Raw genomic sequence first — 21545 nt, forward strand, 5'->3', positions numbered from 1 at the left:
ATGCCTTCCATGGAAGAGACCATCGCCGCGCGCGTCGAGGCAGCCGCCGAGCGCATCGTGAAGACGCTGAGCGATCTCGTCGCCTTCCCCTCGATCGTGAAATCGAATCCGAAGGAGGCCGGCCCGGGCGAGCGCGATTGCCAGCTCTACCTGCAAAAGCGCCTTGAGGCGCTCGGCTTCTCGACCGATCTCTGGGATCCGGACGGCCCGGCACTCTACGAAAAATACAAGGGACGTGCCGGCGCCAACAAGGGCAGGACGTTCGAGGGCCGGCCCAATCTAGGCGGCGTTTTGAAGGGCACCGGCGGCGGGCGGTCCATCATGCTGACCGGCCATATCGACGTCGTCCCGCCGGGTGCCGCCGGGCACTGGACCACCGATCCCTTCCGGCCTGTCCTGAAGGATGGATTCCTGCACGGTCGCGGCACGGTCGACATGAAGGGCGGCGTCGCCTGCATGCTGATGGCCGTCGAGATCCTGAAGGAGCTCAATGTTCCCTTGTCTGGAGACGTCGTCTTCACCACCGTCGTCGACGAGGAAATCGGCGGCATGGGGTCGCTCGCCATGGTCGATCGCGGCTTTCGCGCCGACGCCGGCATCATGACGGAACCGACGGCGAACAGGATCGCACCGCTTTGTCACGGCATTCTGTGGGGCAAGATCATCATCGACGGCATAGGCGGCCATGCCGAACTGACGCCGAACGCCTGGTATTCGAGCGGCCCGGTCGACGCCGTCCAGCTTTGCCGGCAGATCCTCGACGGCATCGACATCCTCAACCGGCGATGGATGTTCGATCCCAGGAAGAACCACCCGCTGATGGACCTGCCCAACCAGATCATCGTCACCCAGATCAATGCCGGCGAACATCCATCCTCCATGGCAGGACGCGGCGAGATCATCATCGACGCACAGTATCTGCCGAGCGAGCATGACGAGTTCAGGCTGGGCGGCAATGTCAAACGCGAAATCGAAGAGCACATCGCCAATGTCTGCCAGGCGGATCCTTATCTGCGAAAGCACCCTGCCCGTGTCGAATGGATCCTCGATGCCGATTGCGCCGAGATCCCGTCGGACAACCCCTTTGTCGGCCTGTTCCAGGAGGCCGTCAAAGCAGCCGACCTGTCGCCGGCCCTGAGCGGCTTCGGCGCACACAGCGACATCGGCCTGCCGACCGGCCTGGGCAACACCCCGACCGTCAACTTCGGTCCTGGCGATCCGGCGCAGGCGCATCAGCCGAACGAGCGCGTTTCGGTGCGCGATCTCGTCGACTGCACGAAGGCCATCGCCTTAGCGGTGGAGAAATGGTGCCGGTAGTTTAGCTCATTGCGGGCGGCAGGAGAGTTTGCGAGAAACGTCCGGGGGAGCGGCTAGGCGGCCGCCCGTCAGCCACCAAACCTCGGCTCGGGAACTCCGGTCACGCCAAGGCCGGTGATGGCGAACAGGCTGCCGCGCAGCACGCCATCGCCGGGAAAACGCGGCAGCGGCGGCTTGGCCATGGAGGTGACGTAGAGCGTGTCGAGCTTCGGTCCGCCGAACATGGCGCTGGTGATCTTCTTCACCGGCATGTCGATGATACGGTCTATGCTGCCGTCCGGCGCATAGCGCACCAGCCTTCCATCATAGACCAGCGCATTCCACAGGCAGCCTTCGGCATCGACGGTCGAGCCGTCGGCGGCACCACCGCGGCTGGTATCGACGCGAACGAAGGTGCGGCGGTTGCTGGCCGCACCGGTCGCGATGTCGTAATCATAGGCCCAGATCTCGCCGGTCCAGGTATCGGCGAAATAGAAGGTGCGGTCGTCGGGGCTCCAGCATGGACCGTTGGAGCAGATGATGCCGGAATCGATCCTGGTGACGGAGAAATCCGGATCAAGCCGATAGAGACCGCCGGAAGGCCCCTCCTCCATCGTGTCCATCGAGCCGGCGAAGAAGCGGCCGCGCCGGTCGACCTTGCCGTCGTTGAGACGGTTCATCGGCTTGTCCGGCTCCGGATCGTGGATCAGCGTCACCTCGCCGGTGGCGAAATCGAGCAGATGGAAACCGCGCTGCAACGAGACGACAGCGCCGCTGCCATCCTTGCGCAGCGCCATCGAGCCGATTTTCATCGGCACGTCCCAGCAGCGGATCTCGCGCCCGTCGGCGGTCGCGCGGAAGACGCGCCCGTCGAAACTGTCGATCCAGTAGAGGCGCTCCTGCTCGACGTCCCAGAGCGGTCCCTCGCCCAGCGTGGTCTTTACGTCCACCACGACTTCGATCTTCATGCCGTCCTCCTCTTTGTTGGCTCGCGCAGCGATTGGCCGCGTCAAAAAGCGACCTTGTCGCCGCCTTTCAGTGACAGGATCTCGCGCGCCTCGTCCGGCGTCGCCACCTCCATGCCGATCCCTTCGATGATCTTGCGTGCCAGCACGACCTGTTCGGCATTCGACTTGGCAAGCTTGCCCCTGCCGGCCCACAGGCTGTCCTCCAGCCCGACCCGGATATTGCCGCCGAGGGCCGCCGACTGCGCGGCGATGCGCAACTGGCTGGCGCCGGCGCCGAGCACCGACCAGCGGAACTGGTCCCCGAACAGCCGGTCCGCTGTGCGCTTCATATGCGCGACATCCTCCGGATGCGTGCCGATGCCGCCCAGCAGGCCGAACACCGACTGCACGAAGAAGGGCGGTTTCACCAGCCCACGGTCTGCGAAGTGGGAGAGATTGTAGAGATGCGCGATGTCATAGCACTCGAACTCGAACCGCGTGCCGTTGTCGTAGCAAGTCGCGAGAATGTACTCAATGTCCTTGAACGAGTTGCGGAAGACGAGGTCGCGCGTCGCTTCCAGATGCGGCTTTTCCCAGTCGAACTTGAAGGTCTCGTATTTGTCGGCGAGGTGATAGAGCCCGAAATTGATCGAGCCCATATTGAGCGAGGCTACCTCCGGCTTGAACTGGGCGGCCGGGCGCACCCGCTCCTCGACCTTCATGTAGGGGCTGCCGCCGGTGGTGATGTTGATGGCGGCGTTGGTGCCTTGCTTGACGCGCGGCAGGAAACGGGCAAAGGCCTCCGGCGTCTGGTCGGGCTTGCCGGTCTCCGGATCGCGGGCATGCAGATGCAGGATCGCGGCGCCGGCTTCCGCGGCGGCGATCGCCTCCGAGGCGATCTGGTCCGGCGTGATCGGCAAATAGGGCGACATGGTCGGCGTGTGGATCGCCCCCGTCACCGCGCAGGTGATGATGACCTTGCCCCTGGCCGCCGTGGCGCCGGGCTTGCGGCTGGTTTCTTTCATTGTCCGAACTCCTGATCCGATTTCTTCTTGTGCGCCGCCAGCGCCATCAGCCGGCGATCCCGCCATACCTGCCGATCGCCCAGTTTCTCCCTGGGCAAGCGCCTGCTGCGCTCGGACTCGACGGTTTCCATCACCTCGCCCGCCCAGTCGACGCGACGCAGCATCTGCGGGAAAATATTGGAATAGATGCCCTGGTAGCGCTCGGCATAGTCGCGCACGCCGCCCGGCGCGTTGAGATCGATGGTCTCGAAGGGCCCCATGAACGACCAGCGCAGCGCCAAGCCATCACGGATGCCGATATCGACGTCCTCGACGCTGGCATAGCCGTCGGCGACAAGCCGGAAAGCTTCCTCGAGCAGCGCCCCTTGTAGCCGGTTCATGATGAAGCCGTCGAGCTCGCGCTTCATCACCAGCGGCGCGTGGCCGGCATCGAGGAGGAAGGCGCGCGTCCTTTCGAGCGTCTCGGCGGACGTCCACGGCGCCGGCACCACCTCCGCCGCCGGAATGAGGTAGGGCGGGTTGATCGGATGCACGACCAGGCAGCGGTGCCGCCCCGGGAGATGATCGGTGAATTTCGACGGCAGCAGCGCCGAGGTGGAGCTGGCGATCACCGCCTGCGGATCAGAGAGGGAATCGATCCGCGAAAACACCTCGCGCTTCACTTCGAGATTTTCCGGTGTGTTCTCCTGGATATGCACGGCGCCGGCCAGAGCCGCGTCCAAGTCTCCCATGACGACGATGCGCTCGAGCACCGCGTGCGCGGTCTGTCCGCGCAGCAGATCATTCGAAGCGAGATCGCCGAGCACGCCTTCTATGTAGTCGCGCGCGCCGCCTGCCGCGACCGGCGACTGGTCCCACATGCGCACATCATGGCCGGCGCGCGCGAAGCTGATCGCCCATGCCCGTCCGATGAACCCGCTTCCGACAATTGCAACCCTGGCCATGGCTTGCTCCTCAAAGCGTTTCGACGTTGCCGTCGACGCCGAGCGACTGGCCTGAAATGTTGATGCCCGCGTCGGACAGCAGGAATGCGACCATCGAAGCCACGTCGTACGGGCTGGTCATGCGGCGCAACGAGATGTTCTGCAAATAGCGTTCGGTCATCTCCTGATGGCTGATGCCGACCTGTTTGGCGCGTGCCGAGATAACGCTCTCGATGCGCGGCCCCTCTATGATGCCCGGCAGGATGGCGTTGACCCTGATCCCGTGCGGCCCAAGCTCCTTGGCAAGGCTCTGCGTGAAGCCGATGACGCCGAATTTGGCCGCCGAATAGGGCGTGCGGAACGCATAGCCGTGGCGGCCGGCCGCCGACGACATCGAGACGATCGAACCGCCGCCGGCCCCCTTGATGAGCGGCACGGCGCGCCGTGCGCACAGGAACTGGCCGGTCAGGCCGATGTCGAGACAGCGCCTCCAGTCGGCCGGATCGATTTCGTCGACGCCGCCGGTCGGCCCGGCGATGCCGGCATTGTTGATCAGTGCGTCGAGGCCGCCGAGCTTCTCCTTCACCGCCTCGAACAGCCGGTCGACATCGTCGTCGCGCGACACGTCGGCCTTGACCGCCGCGACAAGCGTCATTTTCTGCGGGGCCGCCGCCAGGGCTTCGTCGGACACATCGCAGACGACGATGCGCGCACCGAGCCGCGACAGCGTTTCGGCAATGGCAAAGCCAATGCCGCCGGCGCCTGCCGTGACCAGGACACGTTGCCCTTTGAGCCCCGCCAGGAATTCGTCGGGCGATTTGGGTGCGCTCGTGCTCATCATTCCATTCCCTTCATTGAATGCGTCTTTCACGCAGCGCCATGACGGCACCGAGCACCACCAGCCCGAACAGGATCGCCCGTGTGGCGTAAGGCAGCGTCGTGCCGGCCAGCAGCATCTGCAGCGCCGTCAACAGCAGCACGCCGCCGAGCATGCCGAGATAGTGACCGCGCCCGCCGGTGATCAGCGCGCCGCCGACCACGACAACGGCGATGGACGGCAGGAGATAGTCGTCGCCCATGCCGAGGCTGGCCTGGCCGGAAAAGCCGGTCAGCATGACGCCGACGATGGCCGCGCACAGCGCTGACAGCATATAGACGAAGATCAGCGTCCGTCCGACGGCGATGCCCGAAAGCTGGGCCGCGCGCGGGCTGTTGCCAATGCCGTAGACCTTCCGGCCGAAGGCGGTGCGGCCGAGCAGCAGCACCGCAAGGGCCACGAAGACGACCATGAACGGCACGACCGGCGTCACTACCCATATCTTGCCGGTCATGAACCAGCGCAGCATCGGCGAGGAGAAGCCGGCCGGCGTGCCTTGCGAATAGAGAAGCGCGAAGCCTTGCAGGATGCCGTTGGTGGCGAGCGTCATGACGATCGGCGAGATGCCGAGGAAAACAATGCCGACGCCGTTCGCCAATCCGATAAGACAGGCGATGGCCAGCACCACCGGCAGCGCATAAACGAGTGCCGCGTCCGATCCGTTGACCATGCCGGCAAGAAGGATGCCCGACAAGCCGATCGTCCACGGCACCGACAAGTCGAGCCCGCCGGTGAGGATGACGCCGCCCTGCCCGAGCGCAAGCACGGCAAGGAAACTCGACAGCACGAACAACGAGTTCCAGTAGGTGGGATTGAAGATGGCCCGGCCGAGCCAGATCTGGGTGACGATCATGACGGCGGCCAGGCAGACGTAAGCCGGCAGCGCGTAGCGCAGCGTCTCGGCATTGCGCATGCGAAAGCCGGGTGCCTGTCCCGGAACGGCGGGCTTGTGGGCGATGCGCAGCCTGCGGTCGGTGGGGTCGAGTTGCGACGGCAGCATGCCGGCGCGCCATGCGGCGAACCGCGCGCGCAAGGCGCGAACCTGGTAGGCAAGCACGGAGCCATGCGACAGCGAGCCCGCGAGAACGGCAAGGATGAGGATGGTGCCCTCGGCGATGGTCGAATAATAGGCCGAGACGTTGAGGACGAGCAGGACGTTGACGACCATCATCAGGATATAGGCGCCGAAGACGGTGCCGAACGGACCACCCTGCCCGCCGCCGAGCCGCGTGCCGCCGACCACGACGGCGGCGAACATCGACAACAGCAGCGGATTGCCGACGAGCGGATCGCCGCTGCCGGTCTGGGCGCTGATGAACACACCGGCAAGCCCATAGCAGCCGCCGGCGATGACATAGACGAGAAAGCGCACGAGAACGACGCGCACGCCGACCGCGGCAGCGGCGTCCGGATCGCTGCCGACCGCGTAGAGCGCCGTGCCGAACCGCGTGCCCTTCAGCCAGAACCATGCCAGCAGGACCACGCCGATGACGACCAACGGCATGGGCAACCAGCCTGGGATCGCGTCGCCGAGATAGAAGGCGCCGAGATCGGGCGAGACAAAGCCGCCGGGCTTGTCCATGACCAGCAGTGTGATGCCTTGCAAGATGAACATGGTCGACAGCGTGACGACGATGGGCTGCATGCGCAGCACCGCGATGAAGAAGCCGTTGAACGCCCCGACGAGCATGCCGACGCCAATGCCGGCCAGCGTCCACAGCCAGACGTTCGTTCCGGTCGCCATCGGATCCATCGACGTGGCCAGCACCACATTAACCAGCGAAACCACGGCGCCCGCCGACAGGTCGAAGCCGCCGGACAGGATGACGATGGTCTGGCCCATCGCCGCCAGCGCCGAGGTGGCGCCGCCGCTCGACAGGAACGAGATATCGAAATAGGTGAGCCGCCCGGCGCTGATCAGGTCGACGACGACGAGCAGCACTGCAAAGACGATCGCCGCGATAATAGCGCCGCGATGCCGCGCCAGGAGGCGCACCAGGGATCCGGCCTGCCCGGTTGCCGTCGAACCGACCGCGCTCACTGTGCTGCCTCCAGCATATTGCCGCCATGTCCCAGCGCCGGCCGCATGATCGCGCTCTCGGTGATCTCGCCGCCGGCGAGTTCGGCCACCAGCCGTCCGTCATAGAGGACGAGCACGCGGTCGCATTGATGGACGAGTTCGGGAATCTCGGTCGAATGCAGCAGGATCGAGCCGCCGGCCGCCACATAGTCGCGCATCATCACGTAAAGCTCGTGCTTGGTGCCCACATCGATGCCGCGGGTCGGGTCGAAGAGCAGCAGGATGCGGCTTTCGGCAACCAGCCATTTGGCGATGGCGATCTTCTGCTGGTTGCCGCCGGAAAAGGCGCCGGCCCTTGTCCACAGCGCACGCTTGTCCACCTCGACCGTCGAGAAGGCCGCCTGCACGGCGCGTGCTTCCTCCTCCTCGCGGATCAAGCCGAGCCGGGTGAAGCGGCCGACCACCGGCAGCGATGCATTCTGCCGGCCCGACAATTTCAGGAACAGGCCTTCGGTCTTGCGATCCTCCGGCACCAGCCCGATCGCCATGTTGGGCCTCAGCGCATCGGCCGGCGAGCCGAGCCACACTTTGCGGCCGTCGACCATGACGTGGCCGCGTTCGATCTCGGCCATGCCGAAGCAGGCGAGGAACAGGTCTAGCTGGCCCATGCCCTGAAGTCCGGCGATGCCGAGGATTTCGCCCCTGCGCAAATCGAAACTGGCGCCGTCGAGTTTTCTGCCCGCCTTGAGGTCGCGCACGCCGAGCACCGGCGGACCGAAGACGGCCGCGCCCTCAGGCTTTGGCGGAAAGGTCTGCGCGAGGGCGCGGCCGATGATCTTCTCGATCACATCCTCATCCGAGATGTCGGCCACCGGTGCGGTGATGATGTGGCGGCCATTCCGAAGGATGGTCAAGGTATCGCAGAAGGCCCGCACCTCACGCATGCGGTGGGTGATGAACACGACCGTCGTTCCGGCGGCCTTGAGCCGCGCGATGATTGTTCCCAGCCATTCGACGTCGCCGCCCGAAAGCGTCGAGGTCGGCTCGTCCAGCAACAGGATGCGCGGCTTGCGGTAGACGGCGCGCGCGATCTCGACCTTCTGGCGGACCGCGAGATCGAGCGTCGCCACCTCGGCGTCGAGATCGACCGAAAAACCGAGATCGGCAATGTGCCGGCCGACTGCCTTGCGCGCGGCCGACCGCCTGATCAATCCGGTCGGGCCGGATGGCGCATAGGGCAGCAGCATATTGTCGAGAACGCTGAGGTCGCGGACCAGCGTCATCTCCTGGAACGCCGTCTGCACCCCGCGTTCATGCGCGGCGCGCGGCGAACCGAGCGCGGCCGGCGCGCCAAGGATGCTGATCTGGCCCTGATCGGGCCGCACCAGTCCCGATAGGAGCTTGACCAGCGTCGACTTGCCGGCGCCGTTCTCACCCAGCAAAGCGTGCACGCTGCCAGGCGAGATCGCGAAGGAGACGTCGTCAAGCGCGACCGTCGCGCCAAACGCCTTGCGTATGCCGTTGACGGCAATGGCCGGCACATGCGTTGTTGAAGTCATCATTCCCGGTTCCGGCATGCCATGCTTGCGGGCGCGTGGAGCCCACAGTGCCCCACGCGCACGGATTGCTGAAGCCTACTCCTCGGGCTGGCCGACGAGCGCCGCGTTGAGGCCGATCTCGGGCGTCTGGTCGGAGAAGATCGACGCGAACCAGCCGGGGTTGGAAACCAGCGACGGTTTGAAGGTGTTGCATCCGGCCTTCATTTCGGCCCAGGTGCCCTCGTTGCAAAGCTTGCTCGTCTCGTTGGTGACGATCGGCAGCGGCAGGATTGTCGCTTTCGGCACATCCTTGCCCTCGATCGCCTCGATGGCGAGCTTCAAGGCGAGCGCGCCGGAATAAGGCGGCGAGGCATACGAAATGCGCGGCGCGCCGAGCGGTGCATAGGGAGAAGCAGCACCCTCGACCTCCGTCCCTTCCGGCAGCATCTGGATGCGGCCGCCATTGGAGCCTTCACCGGCGCAAGGCACAAGCTGGCTGGCCTTCCTGCCCGCCTCGAGCTGCATCGAATTGGCGGTGAAGCAGCCTACCTGCATCCACAGCCCGTTAATGTCGTCCCAGCTGCGCGTGGCGAGAATCTTGGAGAGTTCGGTGCGTGCCACCGCCTGGCTCCACATGCCGACCGCTTCGCCGACAATCTTGATGTCCGGATATTTGGCGAACACCGCCTTGGCGGCCTTGGTGCGCAGCTCGTCGACCGAGGTGCCGGGAACGCCGGTCACGGCGATGATGTTGCCCTTGCCGTTGAGCTTCTTGGCCAGCCATTCGGCTGTCACCCTGCCAGCCTCCTCCTGGTCGATATGGACATTGTAAGCGCAGGGCTCGGTGATCTCGGCGTCGTAGGCGAAGACCTTGACCCCCTTTTCGCAAGCATTCTTGACCACTTGGTTCAGCGCCGTCGGCGAGATCGGATAGATCACGATCGCCTCCGCTCCCGCCTGCACCATGGCGTTGATCTGCTGGATCTGGCGCTGCGCGTTCGGTCCGGCCACCTGGACCTGCAGGTCGATCTTGTCGACCATGCTCTTGTGCGCGGCCATCGCCTTGACCATGTTCGCCGCCTCGGCCTGCCAGTCATTGCCGATGAAGCTCATGCTGAGAAAAATCTTGTGTTTTTCGGCGGCCTCGGCCGCGGAGATGCCAAAAGCACAGGCAGCCATGCCTGCCAGCAGCACAAGCCGCCGGGCTTTCAATCCGATACCCATATGAAACTCCTCCCGATCCGAACGATCGGATGCCTCCCAAGGGCACGAGACGTGACCTTGCCATCCGATATCGGCAACCGTATCACCATTTGATCAAAGATCAATGATGAAATATGCTCGCGGCGAAGCGACGGCCGGGCGCTTGACGCCGCAGCCGGAAGCCTGCATTCCGGATAGGGGTTATGGCGCAGCTTGCGCGGGAAGGTTGAGGGGAGATGGCTGGAGCGGCGTTCAGAAAGCCGGGTGTCGAGATCGCGCCCCTGTCCAAGGAGACCTTGCAGGACAGGGTCTATCGCCATGTCACCGAATTGATCCTCGACGGCAGCATCGTGCCGGGCGAGATGGTAACGGTGCAAAGCCTTGCCGATGCTTTCGGCGTCAGTCCGATGCCGGTCAGGGAGGCCCTGCGGCGGCTGACCGCCGCCAACGCGCTGATGGTGGTTTCAGGCCGCTCGATCGGCATTCCCGCACTCAGCCGCACACGCCTCGTCGATCTGAGAAACGTCCGCTTCGAGATCGAAGCGATCGCCGCCGCATGGGCGGCCGAGCGTATGGACGACCAAGCTATCGCCCGGCTGCGCCAGCATCTGGACGCGCTCGAACAGGCCAATGCGGCGGGAGACGTCAAGTCCTATCTGCGCGCCAACTACGCCTTTCATTTCTCCATCTACCGGGCGGCCGGCTCCGAGAACATTCTCAACATCATCGAGAACTTGTGGCTGCAGATCAGTCCTTATTTCAACATGCTGCACGATTCCGGAAACTATTCGACCGCCAATGCGCACCATCAGGAGATGTTCGCTGCGTTGCGCGACCGGGACGCGGAAGCGGTCAAGGCCGCGGTCCGCGCCGACATCGACGCCGCCTTCGACGTTCTGGTCGGCCTGCTGAAATAGCACAAACGAAACTTCGTCGGCGCGAAGATCGAATTCGGCCTGCCGACGTGGCTTGGCACACCCCACCGTCGACTTCGCCCAAACGATCCGGCGCAGGCGCATCAGCCGGACGAACGCGTCCCCGTGTGTGATGGACGGCTCCTCTCGAAGGGTTGGCGCAGGCAAGGCGGGATTTTTCCCGTCAAGACAGTCGGCTCTAGAATTGCGACCCCAAATCAAGCTATGATGCACTTGGCATTTCCGGAGACGGCTTCGCGCCCCTGGAATGCCGGGAGGAACGGGACATGGCCTTCGCGCTTGTACTCGTTTTGATAGTTGTGGGCTCGGTGCTGTTCCACCTCCTGAGCCCATGGTGGTGGACGCCGATTGCCTCGAACTGGGACTATATCGACAACACCATCATCATAACTTTCTGGATCACCGGCGTCGTCTTTGCCGCCGTGGTTTTGTTCATGGCCTATTGCGTCTTCCGCTTCCGTCATCGGGAAGGCAATCAGGCGGCGTATGAACCGGAGAACAGGCGGCTCGAATCCTGGCTGACGGTTGTCACCGCGGTCGGCGTAACGGCTTTGCTGGTTCCCGGCCTGTTCGTCTGGAACCGGTTCGTCAACGTTCCGAGCGACGCAACCGTGGTCGAAGTTGTCGGCCAGCAATGGCAATGGAGTTTCCGCCTGCCCGGCAAGGACGGCAAGCTCGGCACGTCCGACACCCGCGGCGTCACCGCTGACAATCCGTTGGGCGTGATCACCAGCGATTCCAATGGCCAGGACGATGTCGTGGTCGAAGCGGCCGATCTGCATCTGCCGGTTGGCAAGCCGGTCAAGATGTTGCTTCGCTCGATCGACGTGCTGCATGATTTCTATGTGCCGGAATTCCGCGCCAAAATGGACATGATCCCGGGCTCGGTCACCTACTTCTGGTTCACCCCAACGAAAACCGGAACCTTCCAGGTCCTGTGCGCTGAACTCTGCGGCCAAGGACATCCGATGATGCACGGTGTGGTGATGGTCGATACGCAGGAGGATTACCTGGCGTGGCTTGGCCAGCAACAGACGTTTGCGCAATTGTCGGCGCCCCAGCAGACGGGCTCGGCAAGCCAGGCGTCGGGTCCAACGACGGTGTCAAGTTCGAGGATTGCAGCAAAGCTCGAAACCGTCGGGTCCCGCTAAAAAGGACACGGAGGTGTTCCTATGGTCGATATTACCCCTGCAGATGCCATCCCGCCGGCCGAAGTCGCGGAAGTCGAACTGTATCATCCGCACAGTTGGTGGACGAAATACGTCTTCTCGCAGGACGCCAAGGTCATTGCCATCCAGTATTCGGCGACGGCAACGGGAATTGGCCTGGTCGCCCTGGTGCTGTCCTGGCTGATGCGGCTGCAACTCGGCTTTCCCGGCACCTTCGACTTCATCACGCCTGAAGCCTACTACCAGTTCATCACCATGCACGGCATGATCATGGTGATCTATCTGCTCACGGCGCTCTTCCTCGGCGGTTTCGGCAACTACCTGATCCCATTGATGGTGGGGGCTCGCGACATGGTCTTTCCCTATGTCAACATGCTGAGCTACTGGATCTACCTGCTTGCCGTGCTGGTTTTGGTGTCGAGCTTCTTTGCGCCTGGCGGACCGACGGGGGCCGGCTGGACGCTGTACCCGCCGCAGGCAATCATGACCGGCACACCGGGGGGCCAGGACTGGGGCATCATCCTGATGCTCGTCTCACTGATCCTGTTCATTATCGGCTTCACCATGGGCGGGTTGAACTATGTCGTGACGGTGTTGCAGGGCCGCACGCGCGGCATGACGCTGATGCGTCTGCCGCTGACTGTCTGGGGCATCTTTACCGCGACCGTCATGGCTCTGCTCGCCTTCCCGGCGCTATTCGTCGCCTGTGTGATGATGCTGCTTGATCGGACGCTCGGCACCAGCTTCTTCATGCCGGCGATCGTCGAAATGGGCGAGCAATTACAGCATAATGGCGGCAGCCCGATCCTGTTTCAGCATCTGTTCTGGTTCTTCGGCCATCCCGAAGTCTACATCGTGGCCCTTCCGGCCTTCGGCATCGTGTCGGACCTGATCAGCACCCATGCGCGCAAGAACATCTTTGGCTATCGCATGATGGTCTGGGCCATCGTCGGCATCGGTGCGCTGAGCTTCGTCGTCTGGGCGCACCACATGTATGTCAGCGGCATGCATCCCTATTTCGGTTTCTTCTTCGCCACCACGACATTGATCATCGCGGTTCCGACCGCCATCAAGGTCTACAATTGGGTGCTGACATTGTGGCGCGGCGACATCCACCTCACCATACCGATGCTATTTGCCCTGGCTTTCATCGTCACCTTCGTCAATGGCGGGTTGACCGGGCTGTTCCTTGGCAATGTCGTGGTCGACGTCCCGCTGTCGGACACGATGTTCGTCGTTGCCCATTTCCATATGGTCATGGGGGTCGCGCCGATCATCGTGATCTTCGGTGCGATCTACCACTGGTATCCGAAGGTCACCGGCCGGATGCTGAACGAGGCGCTGGGCCGGTTCCATTTCTGGGTCACCTTCCTCGGCGCCTACCTGATTTTCTTTCCCATGCACTACCTCGGACTGATGGGCGTGCCCAGGCGTTACAATGAACTGACCGATATGACGGTGATGACAGAATCGGCCCACCATCTGAACTCGTTCATCAGCATCATGGCGTTCATCGTCGGCTTTGCCCAGATTGTGTTCCTGTTCAATCTGATCTGGAGCATCCGTCATGGCCGCGAGGCCGGCGGCAACCCGTGGCGGGCCACGACCCTCGAATGGCAGACGCCGCAAACACCACCGGCCCATGGCAATTTCGGCAAAGACCTACCGATCGTCTATCGCTGGGCCTATGACTACAGCGTACCGGGCGCCAAGGAGGACTTTATCCCGCAAAACGTACCGGGCTCCTTCGGTCCCTCCAAGGAGCCGGCATGAGCGTCATTCTGGTCTTCATGCTCGTGATCGCCGGTTTTGCCGGATGGTGGCTTTCCCACCAGCGGCTGATGACCAAGCCATGGCTCGAGCAAGGTATGGCCGGGGATTTTGTTGGTATGGAAGGATCGGCGCTACCGACCGCCAAGATCGGCCTCGGCGTCTTCCTGGCGGTCGTCGGCTGTCTGTTCGCGCTGATCACCAGCGCCTACTTCATGCGCATGGCGCTGTCGGACTGGCAGGCGCTGCCGCTGCCGCGGCTGCTCTGGTTCAACACCGGCATGCTGGTCCTCAGCAGCATTGCGCTGCAATGCGCCTCGCTCGCGGCGCGTAAGGGTCAAATGGACATGGTTAAGCTCGGCCTTGCCACCGCCGGGTTCACGGCGCTCTCCTTCCTGATTGGACAGTTTATGGCCTGGCGCGAGCTGTCTGCCGATGGCTACTTTCTGGCTTCCAATCCGGCCAACAGTTTCTTCTACCTGCTTACCGGAATGCATGGCCTGCACATACTGGGCGGACTGGTGGGCCTGGGCAGAACAACCGTCGGCGCTTGGAACGGGGCAAGGCCGGCGCGGCTTCGCCTCAGCGTCGAGCTGTGCGCCATGTATTGGCATTTCCTGCTTTTCGTCTGGCTTGCCATCTTCGCGCTTCTGGCCGGCTGGGCCGCGACTTTCATCGATATTTGCCGGGGGTTACTGACGTAGGAGGAACGGGCGGATGGCAGAGACACTCACGCATATCGCTCAGACAGAGCCGCGGCCCGCAGGCTGGCAAGGCATCGCCGCCGACTGGTCCTCGGATCAGCGGGCGTTCAAGAACGTGTCATGGGGCAAGGCCATGATGTGGATCTTCCTGCTCAGCGACACCTTCATCTTCGGCTGCTTTCTGCTCTCCTATATGACCGCGCGCATTTCGACACGCGTGCCGTGGCCCAATCCCAGCGAGGTCTTTGCGCTTCGTATCGGCGGCTCGGATATTCCGCTGATCCTTATTGCCATCATGACTTTCGTGCTGATCTCAAGCAGCGGAACCATGGCCATGGCGGTCAATTTCGGCTATCGCCGCGACCGCCGCAAAACGGCAATCCTGATGCTTCTGACCGCAGCACTCGGTGCGACCTTTGTCGGTATGCAAGCCTTCGAATGGACCAAGCTGATCACCGAAGGCGTGCGGCCCTGGGGCAATCCCTGGGGCGCTGCCCAGTTCGGGTCAACCTTTTTCATGATCACCGGCTTCCACGGCACGCATGTGACAATCGGGGTGATCTTCCTGATCATCGTGGCGCGAAAGGTGTGGCGTGGAGATTTTGACTTTGGGCGGCCCGGCTTCTTTACCAGCCGCAGGGGCCGCTACGAGAACGTCGAGATCATGGGACTCTACTGGCATTTCGTCGACCTGGTCTGGGTCTTCATTTTCGCGTTCTTCTATCTTTGGTGAGAGGCAGATATGGCTGAAGCAACCGCAAACGGCCTCGGGCAACACACGCTGCACGCTACTCATGACGCGGCGACGACCGGCGCCCCCCCGGCAGAAGTTCATCAGGAGCACCCGATCAAGCTTTATCTGGTGGTCTGGGCATGGCTGTTCATTCTCAGCACCTGCTCCTATCTGATCGATTATTTCGGTCTGCACGGCTATCTCAGATGGTCGCTGATCCTGATCTTCATGATCCTCAAGGCAGGGCTCATCGTCGCCATTTTCATGCACATGGCCTGGGAACGGCTGGCGCTGACATACGCAATCATCCTGCCGCCCGTGCTGGTGTTGGTATTCGTGGCGATGATGGTCTTTGAAGCGGATTACACGCTTCTCACCCGGATGGCGTTTTTCGGGGCTGGGCCCTGACGCCAAATCGGAGTTCAGACCTTGTCGATGGCCGATCAGGGATTCCGACGATGCTGCGGGCGGTCCGGTGCCGCCACCCTCGCCTTGAAACAATCGACGGTTGGGCCATCTTTATTCATACCGAAACGACGGAAGCGAAATGATTGCCGCGTTTTGACCTGCGTCGCGAACTCAGCAAGGGACGCCCAAAATGACAATCGCAAACAAACTGAAGGACTATATCGACCGGAAAGGGATTTCCTACGATACTGTCGCGCATCATCGCACGGCCACAAGCAGGCAGGCCGCCATAGCCGCGCACGTGCCCGGCAGCATAATGGCCAAATCGGTGCTCGTTCACCACGATCTGGGTTATGCGCTGGCCGTGGTCCCCAGCACACATAGGATCGAGCTCGGCGCGTTGCAGAAGGTCATGGACAAGAATCTTGGACTCGCCACCGAAGATGAAGCGGTTTCGCTCTTTGGCGATTGCGATACCGGCGCCATTCCGCCGATCGGCGCGGCCTACGATGTGCCGGTAGTCCTTGACGAAAGCCTTGGCGGTGCCGCCGATATCTATTTCGAGGGCGGCGATCACAGGACGCTGGTGCGTGTCAGCGGCAAGGATTTCCGTAACCTGACTATGGGCGCCCACCAGGCCCGCTTCAGCCATCCGGCTTACTGAAGCCGGAAAGGGCTCTGATCAACCTGCACGCACCGGTCCTTGCCGGCGCGGCAGGGAGTTCATCGAGGCGCCGGTCCGGCCGTCGGCGGCGGTTCCACGACCTTGCGGTAGACATGCCAGGTAGCGTGACCGAGGATCGGCAGCACGATCGCCAACCCCGCGAATACTGGCAGCGTGCCGATGATCAGGGCGACGGCGACAATCAGGCCCCATACCGCCATCACGATCGGGTTCGCCAGCACCACGCGCACCGAGGTGTGGATGGCTTCATAGGCGCCGACATCTCGCTCGAGCAACAACGGGAAGGCGACGACCGTCGTGCACAGCACGATCGCAGCGAAGACGAAGCCGATGGCGTGCCCCAGGATGATGAGCGTCCAGCCGCGTCCTGTGGCGAATATGTCATTGATGAAGCTGGAGAAGGATTGCGGTGGGGCGGGGCCGAACAGGTGTTGGTAAAACGCCTGCGCAGTCAAAAGCCAGGCGATGAAGATTGCAAGCAGCATGATCGCAACCGCGGCGATGGCTGGCAGCGCCGGAGAATTCCTGACCTCGAAGGCGGCCCTCCATGAGGCGTCTAGCCCGGCTTCCCGTCGCCGGCTGATCTCATAGAGGCCGATTGCGGCGAATGGACCAATTAGCGCAAATCCGGACACGAGCGGAAACAACAATGGGAGCGTGTTATTGCCTGATGTCCAGACTGCAAGCACGACCCCCGCAAGCGGGTAGATCAGGCAGAGAAAAATGATGTGCGACGGTTTGACCATGAAATCGTCGACGCCGCGCCTGAGCGCATCGAAAAGGTCGGTGACACCGATCTTGCGAATTCTGGTGTGCTCCAGCGTCTCGCTGGCGCCTGCTATGACGTGAAAGCTTGCCATGACCATTCCTCCAGACAGGTCTGGTAAGGCCGCGGTTTCACGGTGCTGCCGTTCTGCATGACTGGCCACGCAAACCGCGACCTGCACCAGGATCAATATACTCTCATGCGAGCGACTTGTCGCGCTTTGTAAGAAGGTTGGGTAAGAAGGCCCGGTCGCCTGTCTAGCTCTGGACGCCTTTCTTCGATATTCTCCTCAAGTCGAAGGTGAAGGGTCATGGACGGAAGGACAGTTCTCATACTCGGCCTTGGCGTCGTTGTTCTGCTGCTGCTGGGTTTTTGCGCACTGCCGACGTAATGTTTTGCGCCGGCGTCAATGGCCGGCTGATGCGATCGTACGCATTACAATAGTGTCGGCAAGTAACGTTGCAAAGATCGCGAACAGATAGAAAATCGAATAAGAAAACAACGCCTTTGCTTGCTTCATCTCCTTGTCGGGGATGGTGAGCACCTTGCAGGCGCGCCAGACGAATCCCGCACCCAAGACGGTCGAGACAGTCCCGTAATATCCGCTCGCGAATCCAAAGGCCCAGGGAAGCACGCCGATTGGCGCCAGAACCAGCGAATAGGCCAAGATTTGCTTTCTGGTCGAGGGTTGGCCAGCCACGTTCGGCATCATGGGGACGCCCGCCGCGGCGTACTGTCCGACCTTGAACAGGGCTAGCGCCCAGAAATGCGGTGGTGTCCAGAGGAAAATGATCAGGAACAGAATGATGCTTTCAATGCCGATGGCGCCGGTGGCAGCAGCCCACCCGATCACCGGAGGAAGAGCGCCTGCCGCGCCACCTATGACGATGTTCTGCGGTGTCGAGCGTTTCAGCCAGATCGTATAGATGACGACGTAGAAGAAGATGGTGAATGCCAGCAGCGATGCGGCAAGCCACCCCACCAGCACGCCGAGCACCGTCACCGAAAGTGCGGAAAGCACCAGACCGAAGCCGAGGGCTTCGCCTGGCGCGACGCGGCCCGACGGGATTGGCCGCTTGGACGTGCGAGACATCAACGCATCTATGTCCGCGTCGTACCACATGTTGAGCGCCCCGGCCGCGCCTGCTCCCATCGCAATCGCACTGATGGCGATCACCGCGATGACCGGATTCGTCGGGCCAGGCGCCGTCATTAGGCCCACGAAAGCAGTGAATACGGCAAGCGCCATGACCCGCGGTTTTAAAAGCGCGAAGAAATCACCCGCCGTCGCTTCCGGAAGGCGGATGACGATATCCTTGAGGCGGCTTTCCCTAGTCGACATCTCAGACCGATGGAAGCAAGAAACCTAGGCCATGATCCCGAACCGAAGGCACGCGTGAGCGAAATTGAAACCCGGTTTTTGCTTACGCGGCCCCTTCGGGTTCGGACGAGATCACGGCGAACGAGAGGATAGACGCATGGCGGAGGAGAAAGTCACTTGGAGAACGTTTTCAAATAGGCGATGACGTTGGTCACGTCTGCATCGTTCTTGAGGCCGGGAAACGCCATCTTGGTGCCTTTGACCATAGCCTTGGGATCGTGAAGATAGGTCATCAGTGTTGGTTCGTCCCATTTGACGCCGGATTTGCCGGCCGCAATCATGGCGTCGGAATATTTGAAACCGGGATGCGTACCGGCAGTGCGGCCGATGACGCCGTGCAGCGATGGACCGATCTTGTTCTTGTCCTCGTCCGCAATGTGGCAGGCCTTGCATTTGGTGAAGACCTTCTCGCCAGCCGCAGTATCCTGAGCCTGCGATGGATTAGCGACGAAGGTTGCAACAAACACGACGGCGAAAAATGCGGCTAAGCGCATGACTTTTTCCTCCCTGATCGTCAAATGCGCCTGAGACGATCTGGTATAAGCCAGCATCGTCAGCGATGCGCCTTGTACGGCAGAACAGATTGTCCGCTTCTCCCATATGAAATTGCGGCCTCTATATACCACGGAATCTGGCCGGCAGGTAGAAGAGGTCGACCTACAAAGGTTTAGGTTGTCCGCAGCGGATCAAGGCATAGCAGCGTTGCAGCTGCCGGCGAGCTGGCTGACCGCTTCATCAAATCCGGTCAGGTCGAAATCGGCGTGGCCCCGCCCCGACAGCAGCCCGAAGCGCCACGAAAGCTGGAGCCGGTTCGCGGCGGTAAGGCGCTTTATGCCGTCGGCGCCATCGCGCACCAGCATGCGGCCGCGCGGGCCGACCAACCAGCTCTCGTCGAACTTGTTGTCGTCGTCGACGGTGACCGACATGGTGATCTTGCGATTGGCCGAGACGGTGTCGTTCAATTGCAACCATTCGGTCCAGCGCGGTTGGCTGTCCGGGCGGCAGGCGATGGTCAGGATCGGGCTATAGCTCAGGGCGCCACCGCCGGTGATCAGCTTGTTGGTGGCATGGACCGAAGCCGTGACAAGGCCGTCATCGTCCGTGCCGATGCGCCAGGTGCCGGCATCGGCCTGGGCGAAATCGCAGGCAAGGGCCAGGACGATCGCCAAGGCGACGACGCGTCGCGTTTCGAAGAATAGGCTCAACCGCCCCTCCAACAACCCTGTGGTTTGCAGCAGGAGCGCAGATAGTGATCAATGCTTGGTATCGACAATGGTCACCGTCCGCGAAACGGATTGGCTGTTGCAGTTTCGCAACGAAAAAGGCCGCCTCGAGGGGCGGCCTTCGTCAGTTCCATCAACTCGGGATTTACTCGGCGTCCTTGGCGGCCTTTTTCTTCGGCGCTGCCTTCTTCTTCGGCTCTTCCGCGTCATCGCTCTTCTTGTCTTCAGTCTTCTTCGACGCGGCCTTCTTCGCCGGCTTCGCCTTGGTCGCCGTCTCGGCTTCCTCGTCGTCGGCCATCAGCTCTTCCTTGCTGACCTTGACGTCGGTAACCGAGATCTGCCCGAGCAGGTGATCGACCACCTTCTCCTCGAACATCGGCGCGCGCAGCGCGTTCAGCGCCTCGGGATTGTTGCGGTAGAACTCGAAGGCTTCCTGCTGCTGGTTGGCCGGGAAACGACGAACCTGCTCGAACAGACCGCGCTGCAATTCCTCGTCCGACACGGTGACCCCGGCCTTCTCGCCGATCTCGGCCAGCACGAGGCCAAGGCGCACGCGGCGCTCGGCGAGCCGCATATATTCGGCGCGCGCTTCTTCCTCGGTCGTCTCTTCATCGGCGAAGGTGCGGCCGGCCGCTTCCAGATCGCGGTTGACCTGCGCCCAGATGTTGTTGAACTCGGCCTCGACAAGCCTCGAAGGCGCCTCGAACGAATAGGCCGCGTCAAGCTGGTCGAGCAGTTGGCGCTTGACCTTCTGGCGCGTCATCGAGCCGAACTGGCTCTCGATCTGGCCACGCACCACATCGCGCAGGCGCTCCAACGATTCCAGGCCGAGGTTCTTGGCGGTCTCATCGTTGATTTCGAGTTCGCCCGGCTTGGACACTTCTTTGACCGTGACGTCGAAAGTCGCTTCCTTGCCGGCCAGATGCGCCGCCTGGTAGTTTTCCGGGAAGGTCACGGTGACCTGCTTTTCATCGCCGGCCTTGGCGCCGATGAGCTGATCCTCGAAGCCCGGAATGAATTCCTTGGAGCCAAGCACCAGCGGCTGATCCGTGCCGGCGCCGCCGGCAAAGGCCTCGCCGTCGATCTTGCCGACATAGTCGATCGTGACGCGGTCGCCTTCGGCCGCCTTGCCGGTCTTCGGCTCGTAGCTGCGCGCCGATTCGGCGACGCGCTTGACCTGCTCGTCGATCTCCGCGTCAGGGACGTCGAACACCTGGCGCGTCACCTTGATGTCGGAAAAATCCTTGATCTCGATGGGCGGGATGATCTCGTAATTAAGGCGGAATTCGAAGTCGGCGCCGCCGGCCAGGATCTTCTCGGCTTCCTTCTCGTCCTCGGTCATGATGACTTCGGGCTGCATGGCGGCTTTTTCGCCGCGGCCCGAAATGATCGACCGGGTCGAATCGTTGAGGATCTCGTTGACCACTTCGGCCATGAACGACTTGCCATAGACCTTGCGCAGGTGCTGCACCGGCACCTTGCCGGGACGGAAGCCGTTGATGCGAACCTTGTTCCTGGCGTCCGTCAGCCGCGCCATCAGCTTGGCTTCCATGTCACCAGCCGGCACGGTGATCTTGATCTCGCGCTTGAGACCGGAATTGAGTGTTTCGGTGACCTGCATCGTAAAACCTTTGTTTTCACCAATGAGGCTGCCAAACGGCTCTCTGCCGTTCACAGCCTGCCGGTATAATCTTGCCGGGAATGGCTTTTGGTACGGAACCTGGCGATTTGACCTGAAATACGGCTCAAACTCTTCCAAACTGCGTTCCAAAATGTGAATAAGTCTTTGTTTTTCCTACTTCTTATCACATTTTGCAGAAGCGGATCGTCGCGTCCCGTCACATTCGACACGCCTTTTGTCACAGGCGAGGCCAATTTTCAACCATCTTCGCGTTTAGGCGAATAACCATCATTTCGGCCCTGACATTGACAGAATGATGGC

Annotated in this window: 20 protein-coding genes; 8 read left to right on the forward strand and 12 right to left on the reverse strand. The window is 62.1% G+C overall.

Annotation, left to right across the window (positions count from 1 at the left end; genetic code table 11):
• Window positions 1-1317 (forward strand): ArgE/DapE family deacylase, encoded by a 1317-nt coding sequence (locus FJ426_RS15320; RefSeq protein WP_140561493.1) that lies wholly within the window; start codon window positions 1-3, stop codon window positions 1315-1317.
• 68 nt (window positions 1318-1385) lie between these two features.
• Here FJ426_RS15320 and FJ426_RS15325 read toward each other — a convergent pair whose 3' ends face one another.
• The 7 genes from FJ426_RS15325 to FJ426_RS15355 form a co-directional block, all read right to left on the reverse strand.
• Window positions 1386-2264 (reverse strand): SMP-30/gluconolactonase/LRE family protein, encoded by an 879-nt coding sequence (locus FJ426_RS15325; protein ID WP_140561495.1) that lies wholly within the window; start codon window positions 2262-2264, stop codon window positions 1386-1388.
• A 41-nt stretch (window positions 2265-2305) separates the two neighbouring features.
• Window positions 2306-3268 carry a 3-keto-5-aminohexanoate cleavage protein gene (locus FJ426_RS15330; protein ID WP_140495801.1) on the reverse strand — a complete coding sequence of 321 codons (963 nt, stop codon included), beginning with the start codon at window positions 3266-3268 and terminating at the stop codon, window positions 2306-2308.
• On the reverse strand, window positions 3265-4212 hold the full coding sequence (locus FJ426_RS15335; protein ID WP_140561497.1) for a 3-hydroxyacyl-CoA dehydrogenase: 948 nt from the start codon (window positions 4210-4212) through the stop codon (window positions 3265-3267). Before FJ426_RS15335 ends, FJ426_RS15330 begins: the two co-directional genes overlap by 4 nt.
• A 10-nt stretch (window positions 4213-4222) precedes the next feature.
• Window positions 4223-5029: an SDR family oxidoreductase gene (locus FJ426_RS15340; RefSeq protein ID WP_140561499.1), complete on the reverse strand. Its 807-nt coding sequence runs from the start codon at window positions 5027-5029 to the stop codon at window positions 4223-4225.
• 13 nt (window positions 5030-5042) lie between these two features.
• Window positions 5043-7109 (reverse strand): ABC transporter permease, encoded by a 2067-nt coding sequence (locus FJ426_RS15345; protein ID WP_140561501.1) that lies wholly within the window; start codon window positions 7107-7109, stop codon window positions 5043-5045.
• On the reverse strand, window positions 7106-8647 hold the full coding sequence (locus FJ426_RS15350) for a sugar ABC transporter ATP-binding protein (protein ID WP_140561536.1): 1542 nt from the start codon (window positions 8645-8647) through the stop codon (window positions 7106-7108). Before FJ426_RS15350 ends, FJ426_RS15345 begins: the two co-directional genes overlap by 4 nt.
• 75 nt (window positions 8648-8722) lie before the next feature.
• The gene (locus tag FJ426_RS15355) at window positions 8723-9850 is read right to left on the reverse strand and encodes a sugar ABC transporter substrate-binding protein (protein WP_140561503.1); all 1128 of its coding nucleotides are present in this window, start codon (window positions 9848-9850) and stop codon (window positions 8723-8725) included.
• 215 nt (window positions 9851-10065) lie between these two features.
• Between FJ426_RS15355 and FJ426_RS15360 the strand changes: the two genes are divergently transcribed.
• The 7 genes from FJ426_RS15360 to FJ426_RS15390 all read left to right on the forward strand — a co-directional run bounded on the left by FJ426_RS15360 (window position 10066) and on the right by FJ426_RS15390 (window position 16212).
• The gene (locus FJ426_RS15360; protein WP_140495796.1) at window positions 10066-10746 is read left to right on the forward strand and encodes a GntR family transcriptional regulator; all 681 of its coding nucleotides are present in this window, start codon (window positions 10066-10068) and stop codon (window positions 10744-10746) included.
• A 284-nt stretch (window positions 10747-11030) separates the two neighbouring features.
• The gene (gene coxB / locus FJ426_RS15365; protein ID WP_140495795.1) at window positions 11031-11915 is read left to right on the forward strand and encodes a cytochrome c oxidase subunit II; all 885 of its coding nucleotides are present in this window, start codon (window positions 11031-11033) and stop codon (window positions 11913-11915) included.
• 21 nt (window positions 11916-11936) lie between these two features.
• The gene (ctaD, locus tag FJ426_RS15370; RefSeq protein WP_140495794.1) at window positions 11937-13706 is read left to right on the forward strand and encodes a cytochrome c oxidase subunit I; all 1770 of its coding nucleotides are present in this window, start codon (window positions 11937-11939) and stop codon (window positions 13704-13706) included.
• The gene (locus FJ426_RS15375) at window positions 13703-14407 is read left to right on the forward strand and encodes a cytochrome c oxidase subunit 3 (RefSeq protein ID WP_140495793.1); all 705 of its coding nucleotides are present in this window, start codon (window positions 13703-13705) and stop codon (window positions 14405-14407) included. Before ctaD ends, FJ426_RS15375 begins: the two co-directional genes overlap by 4 nt.
• Window positions 14408-14420: 13 nt before the next feature.
• Window positions 14421-15140 (forward strand): heme-copper oxidase subunit III family protein, encoded by a 720-nt coding sequence (locus FJ426_RS15380; RefSeq protein WP_140495792.1) that lies wholly within the window; start codon window positions 14421-14423, stop codon window positions 15138-15140.
• Between the two features lie 9 nt (window positions 15141-15149).
• Window positions 15150-15548 carry a cytochrome C oxidase subunit IV family protein gene (locus tag FJ426_RS15385; RefSeq protein WP_140495791.1) on the forward strand — a complete coding sequence of 133 codons (399 nt, stop codon included), beginning with the start codon at window positions 15150-15152 and terminating at the stop codon, window positions 15546-15548.
• Between the two features lie 190 nt (window positions 15549-15738).
• Window positions 15739-16212: an aminoacyl-tRNA deacylase gene (locus FJ426_RS15390; RefSeq protein WP_140495790.1), complete on the forward strand. Its 474-nt coding sequence runs from the start codon at window positions 15739-15741 to the stop codon at window positions 16210-16212.
• Between the two features lie 59 nt (window positions 16213-16271).
• Here FJ426_RS15390 and FJ426_RS15395 read toward each other — a convergent pair whose 3' ends face one another.
• The 5 genes from FJ426_RS15395 to tig all read right to left on the reverse strand — a co-directional run bounded on the left by FJ426_RS15395 (window position 16272) and on the right by tig (window position 21224).
• A complete protein-coding gene (locus tag FJ426_RS15395) occupies window positions 16272-17093 on the reverse strand; it encodes a DUF2189 domain-containing protein (RefSeq protein WP_140495789.1) in 822 nt (273 codons plus the stop codon).
• A 312-nt stretch (window positions 17094-17405) separates the two neighbouring features.
• The gene (locus tag FJ426_RS15400) at window positions 17406-18341 is read right to left on the reverse strand and encodes a heme o synthase (protein ID WP_140555298.1); all 936 of its coding nucleotides are present in this window, start codon (window positions 18339-18341) and stop codon (window positions 17406-17408) included.
• A 152-nt stretch (window positions 18342-18493) separates the two neighbouring features.
• Window positions 18494-18874 (reverse strand): cytochrome c family protein, encoded by a 381-nt coding sequence (locus FJ426_RS15405; RefSeq protein WP_140495787.1) that lies wholly within the window; start codon window positions 18872-18874, stop codon window positions 18494-18496.
• Between the two features lie 192 nt (window positions 18875-19066).
• Entirely contained in the window at window positions 19067-19585 is a 519-nt protein-coding gene (locus tag FJ426_RS15410; protein WP_140555296.1) for a hypothetical protein, read from the reverse strand.
• A 163-nt stretch (window positions 19586-19748) separates the two neighbouring features.
• Entirely contained in the window at window positions 19749-21224 is a 1476-nt protein-coding gene (tig, locus tag FJ426_RS15415; protein WP_140495785.1) for a trigger factor, read from the reverse strand.
• Between the last annotated feature and the right edge of the window lie 321 nt (window positions 21225-21545).

Source organism: Mesorhizobium sp. B2-6-4, from assembly GCF_006441495.1.
GTDB lineage: Bacteria > Pseudomonadota > Alphaproteobacteria > Rhizobiales > Rhizobiaceae > Mesorhizobium.

Coding starts and splice junctions, on each gene's coding strand:
- FJ426_RS15320 (WP_140561493.1), top strand. CDS start 1: ATGCCTTCCATGGAAGAGACCATCGCCGCGCGCGTCGAGGCAGCCGCC.
- FJ426_RS15325 (WP_140561495.1), bottom strand. CDS start 2,264: ATGAAGATCGAAGTCGTGGTGGACGTAAAGACCACGCTGGGCGAGGGA.
- FJ426_RS15330 (WP_140495801.1), bottom strand. CDS start 3,268: ATGAAAGAAACCAGCCGCAAGCCCGGCGCCACGGCGGCCAGGGGCAAG.
- FJ426_RS15335 (WP_140561497.1), bottom strand. CDS start 4,212: ATGGCCAGGGTTGCAATTGTCGGAAGCGGGTTCATCGGACGGGCATGG.
- FJ426_RS15340 (WP_140561499.1), bottom strand. CDS start 5,029: ATGAGCACGAGCGCACCCAAATCGCCCGACGAATTCCTGGCGGGGCTC.
- FJ426_RS15350 (WP_140561536.1), bottom strand. CDS start 8,647: ATGACTTCAACAACGCATGTGCCGGCCATTGCCGTCAACGGCATACGC.
- FJ426_RS15355 (WP_140561503.1), bottom strand. CDS start 9,850: ATGGGTATCGGATTGAAAGCCCGGCGGCTTGTGCTGCTGGCAGGCATG.
- FJ426_RS15360 (WP_140495796.1), top strand. CDS start 10,066: ATGGCTGGAGCGGCGTTCAGAAAGCCGGGTGTCGAGATCGCGCCCCTG.
- coxB (WP_140495795.1), top strand. CDS start 11,031: ATGGCCTTCGCGCTTGTACTCGTTTTGATAGTTGTGGGCTCGGTGCTG.
- ctaD (WP_140495794.1), top strand. CDS start 11,937: ATGGTCGATATTACCCCTGCAGATGCCATCCCGCCGGCCGAAGTCGCG.
- FJ426_RS15375 (WP_140495793.1), top strand. CDS start 13,703: ATGAGCGTCATTCTGGTCTTCATGCTCGTGATCGCCGGTTTTGCCGGA.
- FJ426_RS15380 (WP_140495792.1), top strand. CDS start 14,421: ATGGCAGAGACACTCACGCATATCGCTCAGACAGAGCCGCGGCCCGCA.
- FJ426_RS15385 (WP_140495791.1), top strand. CDS start 15,150: ATGGCTGAAGCAACCGCAAACGGCCTCGGGCAACACACGCTGCACGCT.
- FJ426_RS15390 (WP_140495790.1), top strand. CDS start 15,739: ATGACAATCGCAAACAAACTGAAGGACTATATCGACCGGAAAGGGATT.
- FJ426_RS15395 (WP_140495789.1), bottom strand. CDS start 17,093: ATGGCAAGCTTTCACGTCATAGCAGGCGCCAGCGAGACGCTGGAGCAC.
- FJ426_RS15400 (WP_140555298.1), bottom strand. CDS start 18,341: ATGTCGACTAGGGAAAGCCGCCTCAAGGATATCGTCATCCGCCTTCCG.
- FJ426_RS15405 (WP_140495787.1), bottom strand. CDS start 18,874: ATGCGCTTAGCCGCATTTTTCGCCGTCGTGTTTGTTGCAACCTTCGTC.
- tig (WP_140495785.1), bottom strand. CDS start 21,224: ATGCAGGTCACCGAAACACTCAATTCCGGTCTCAAGCGCGAGATCAAG.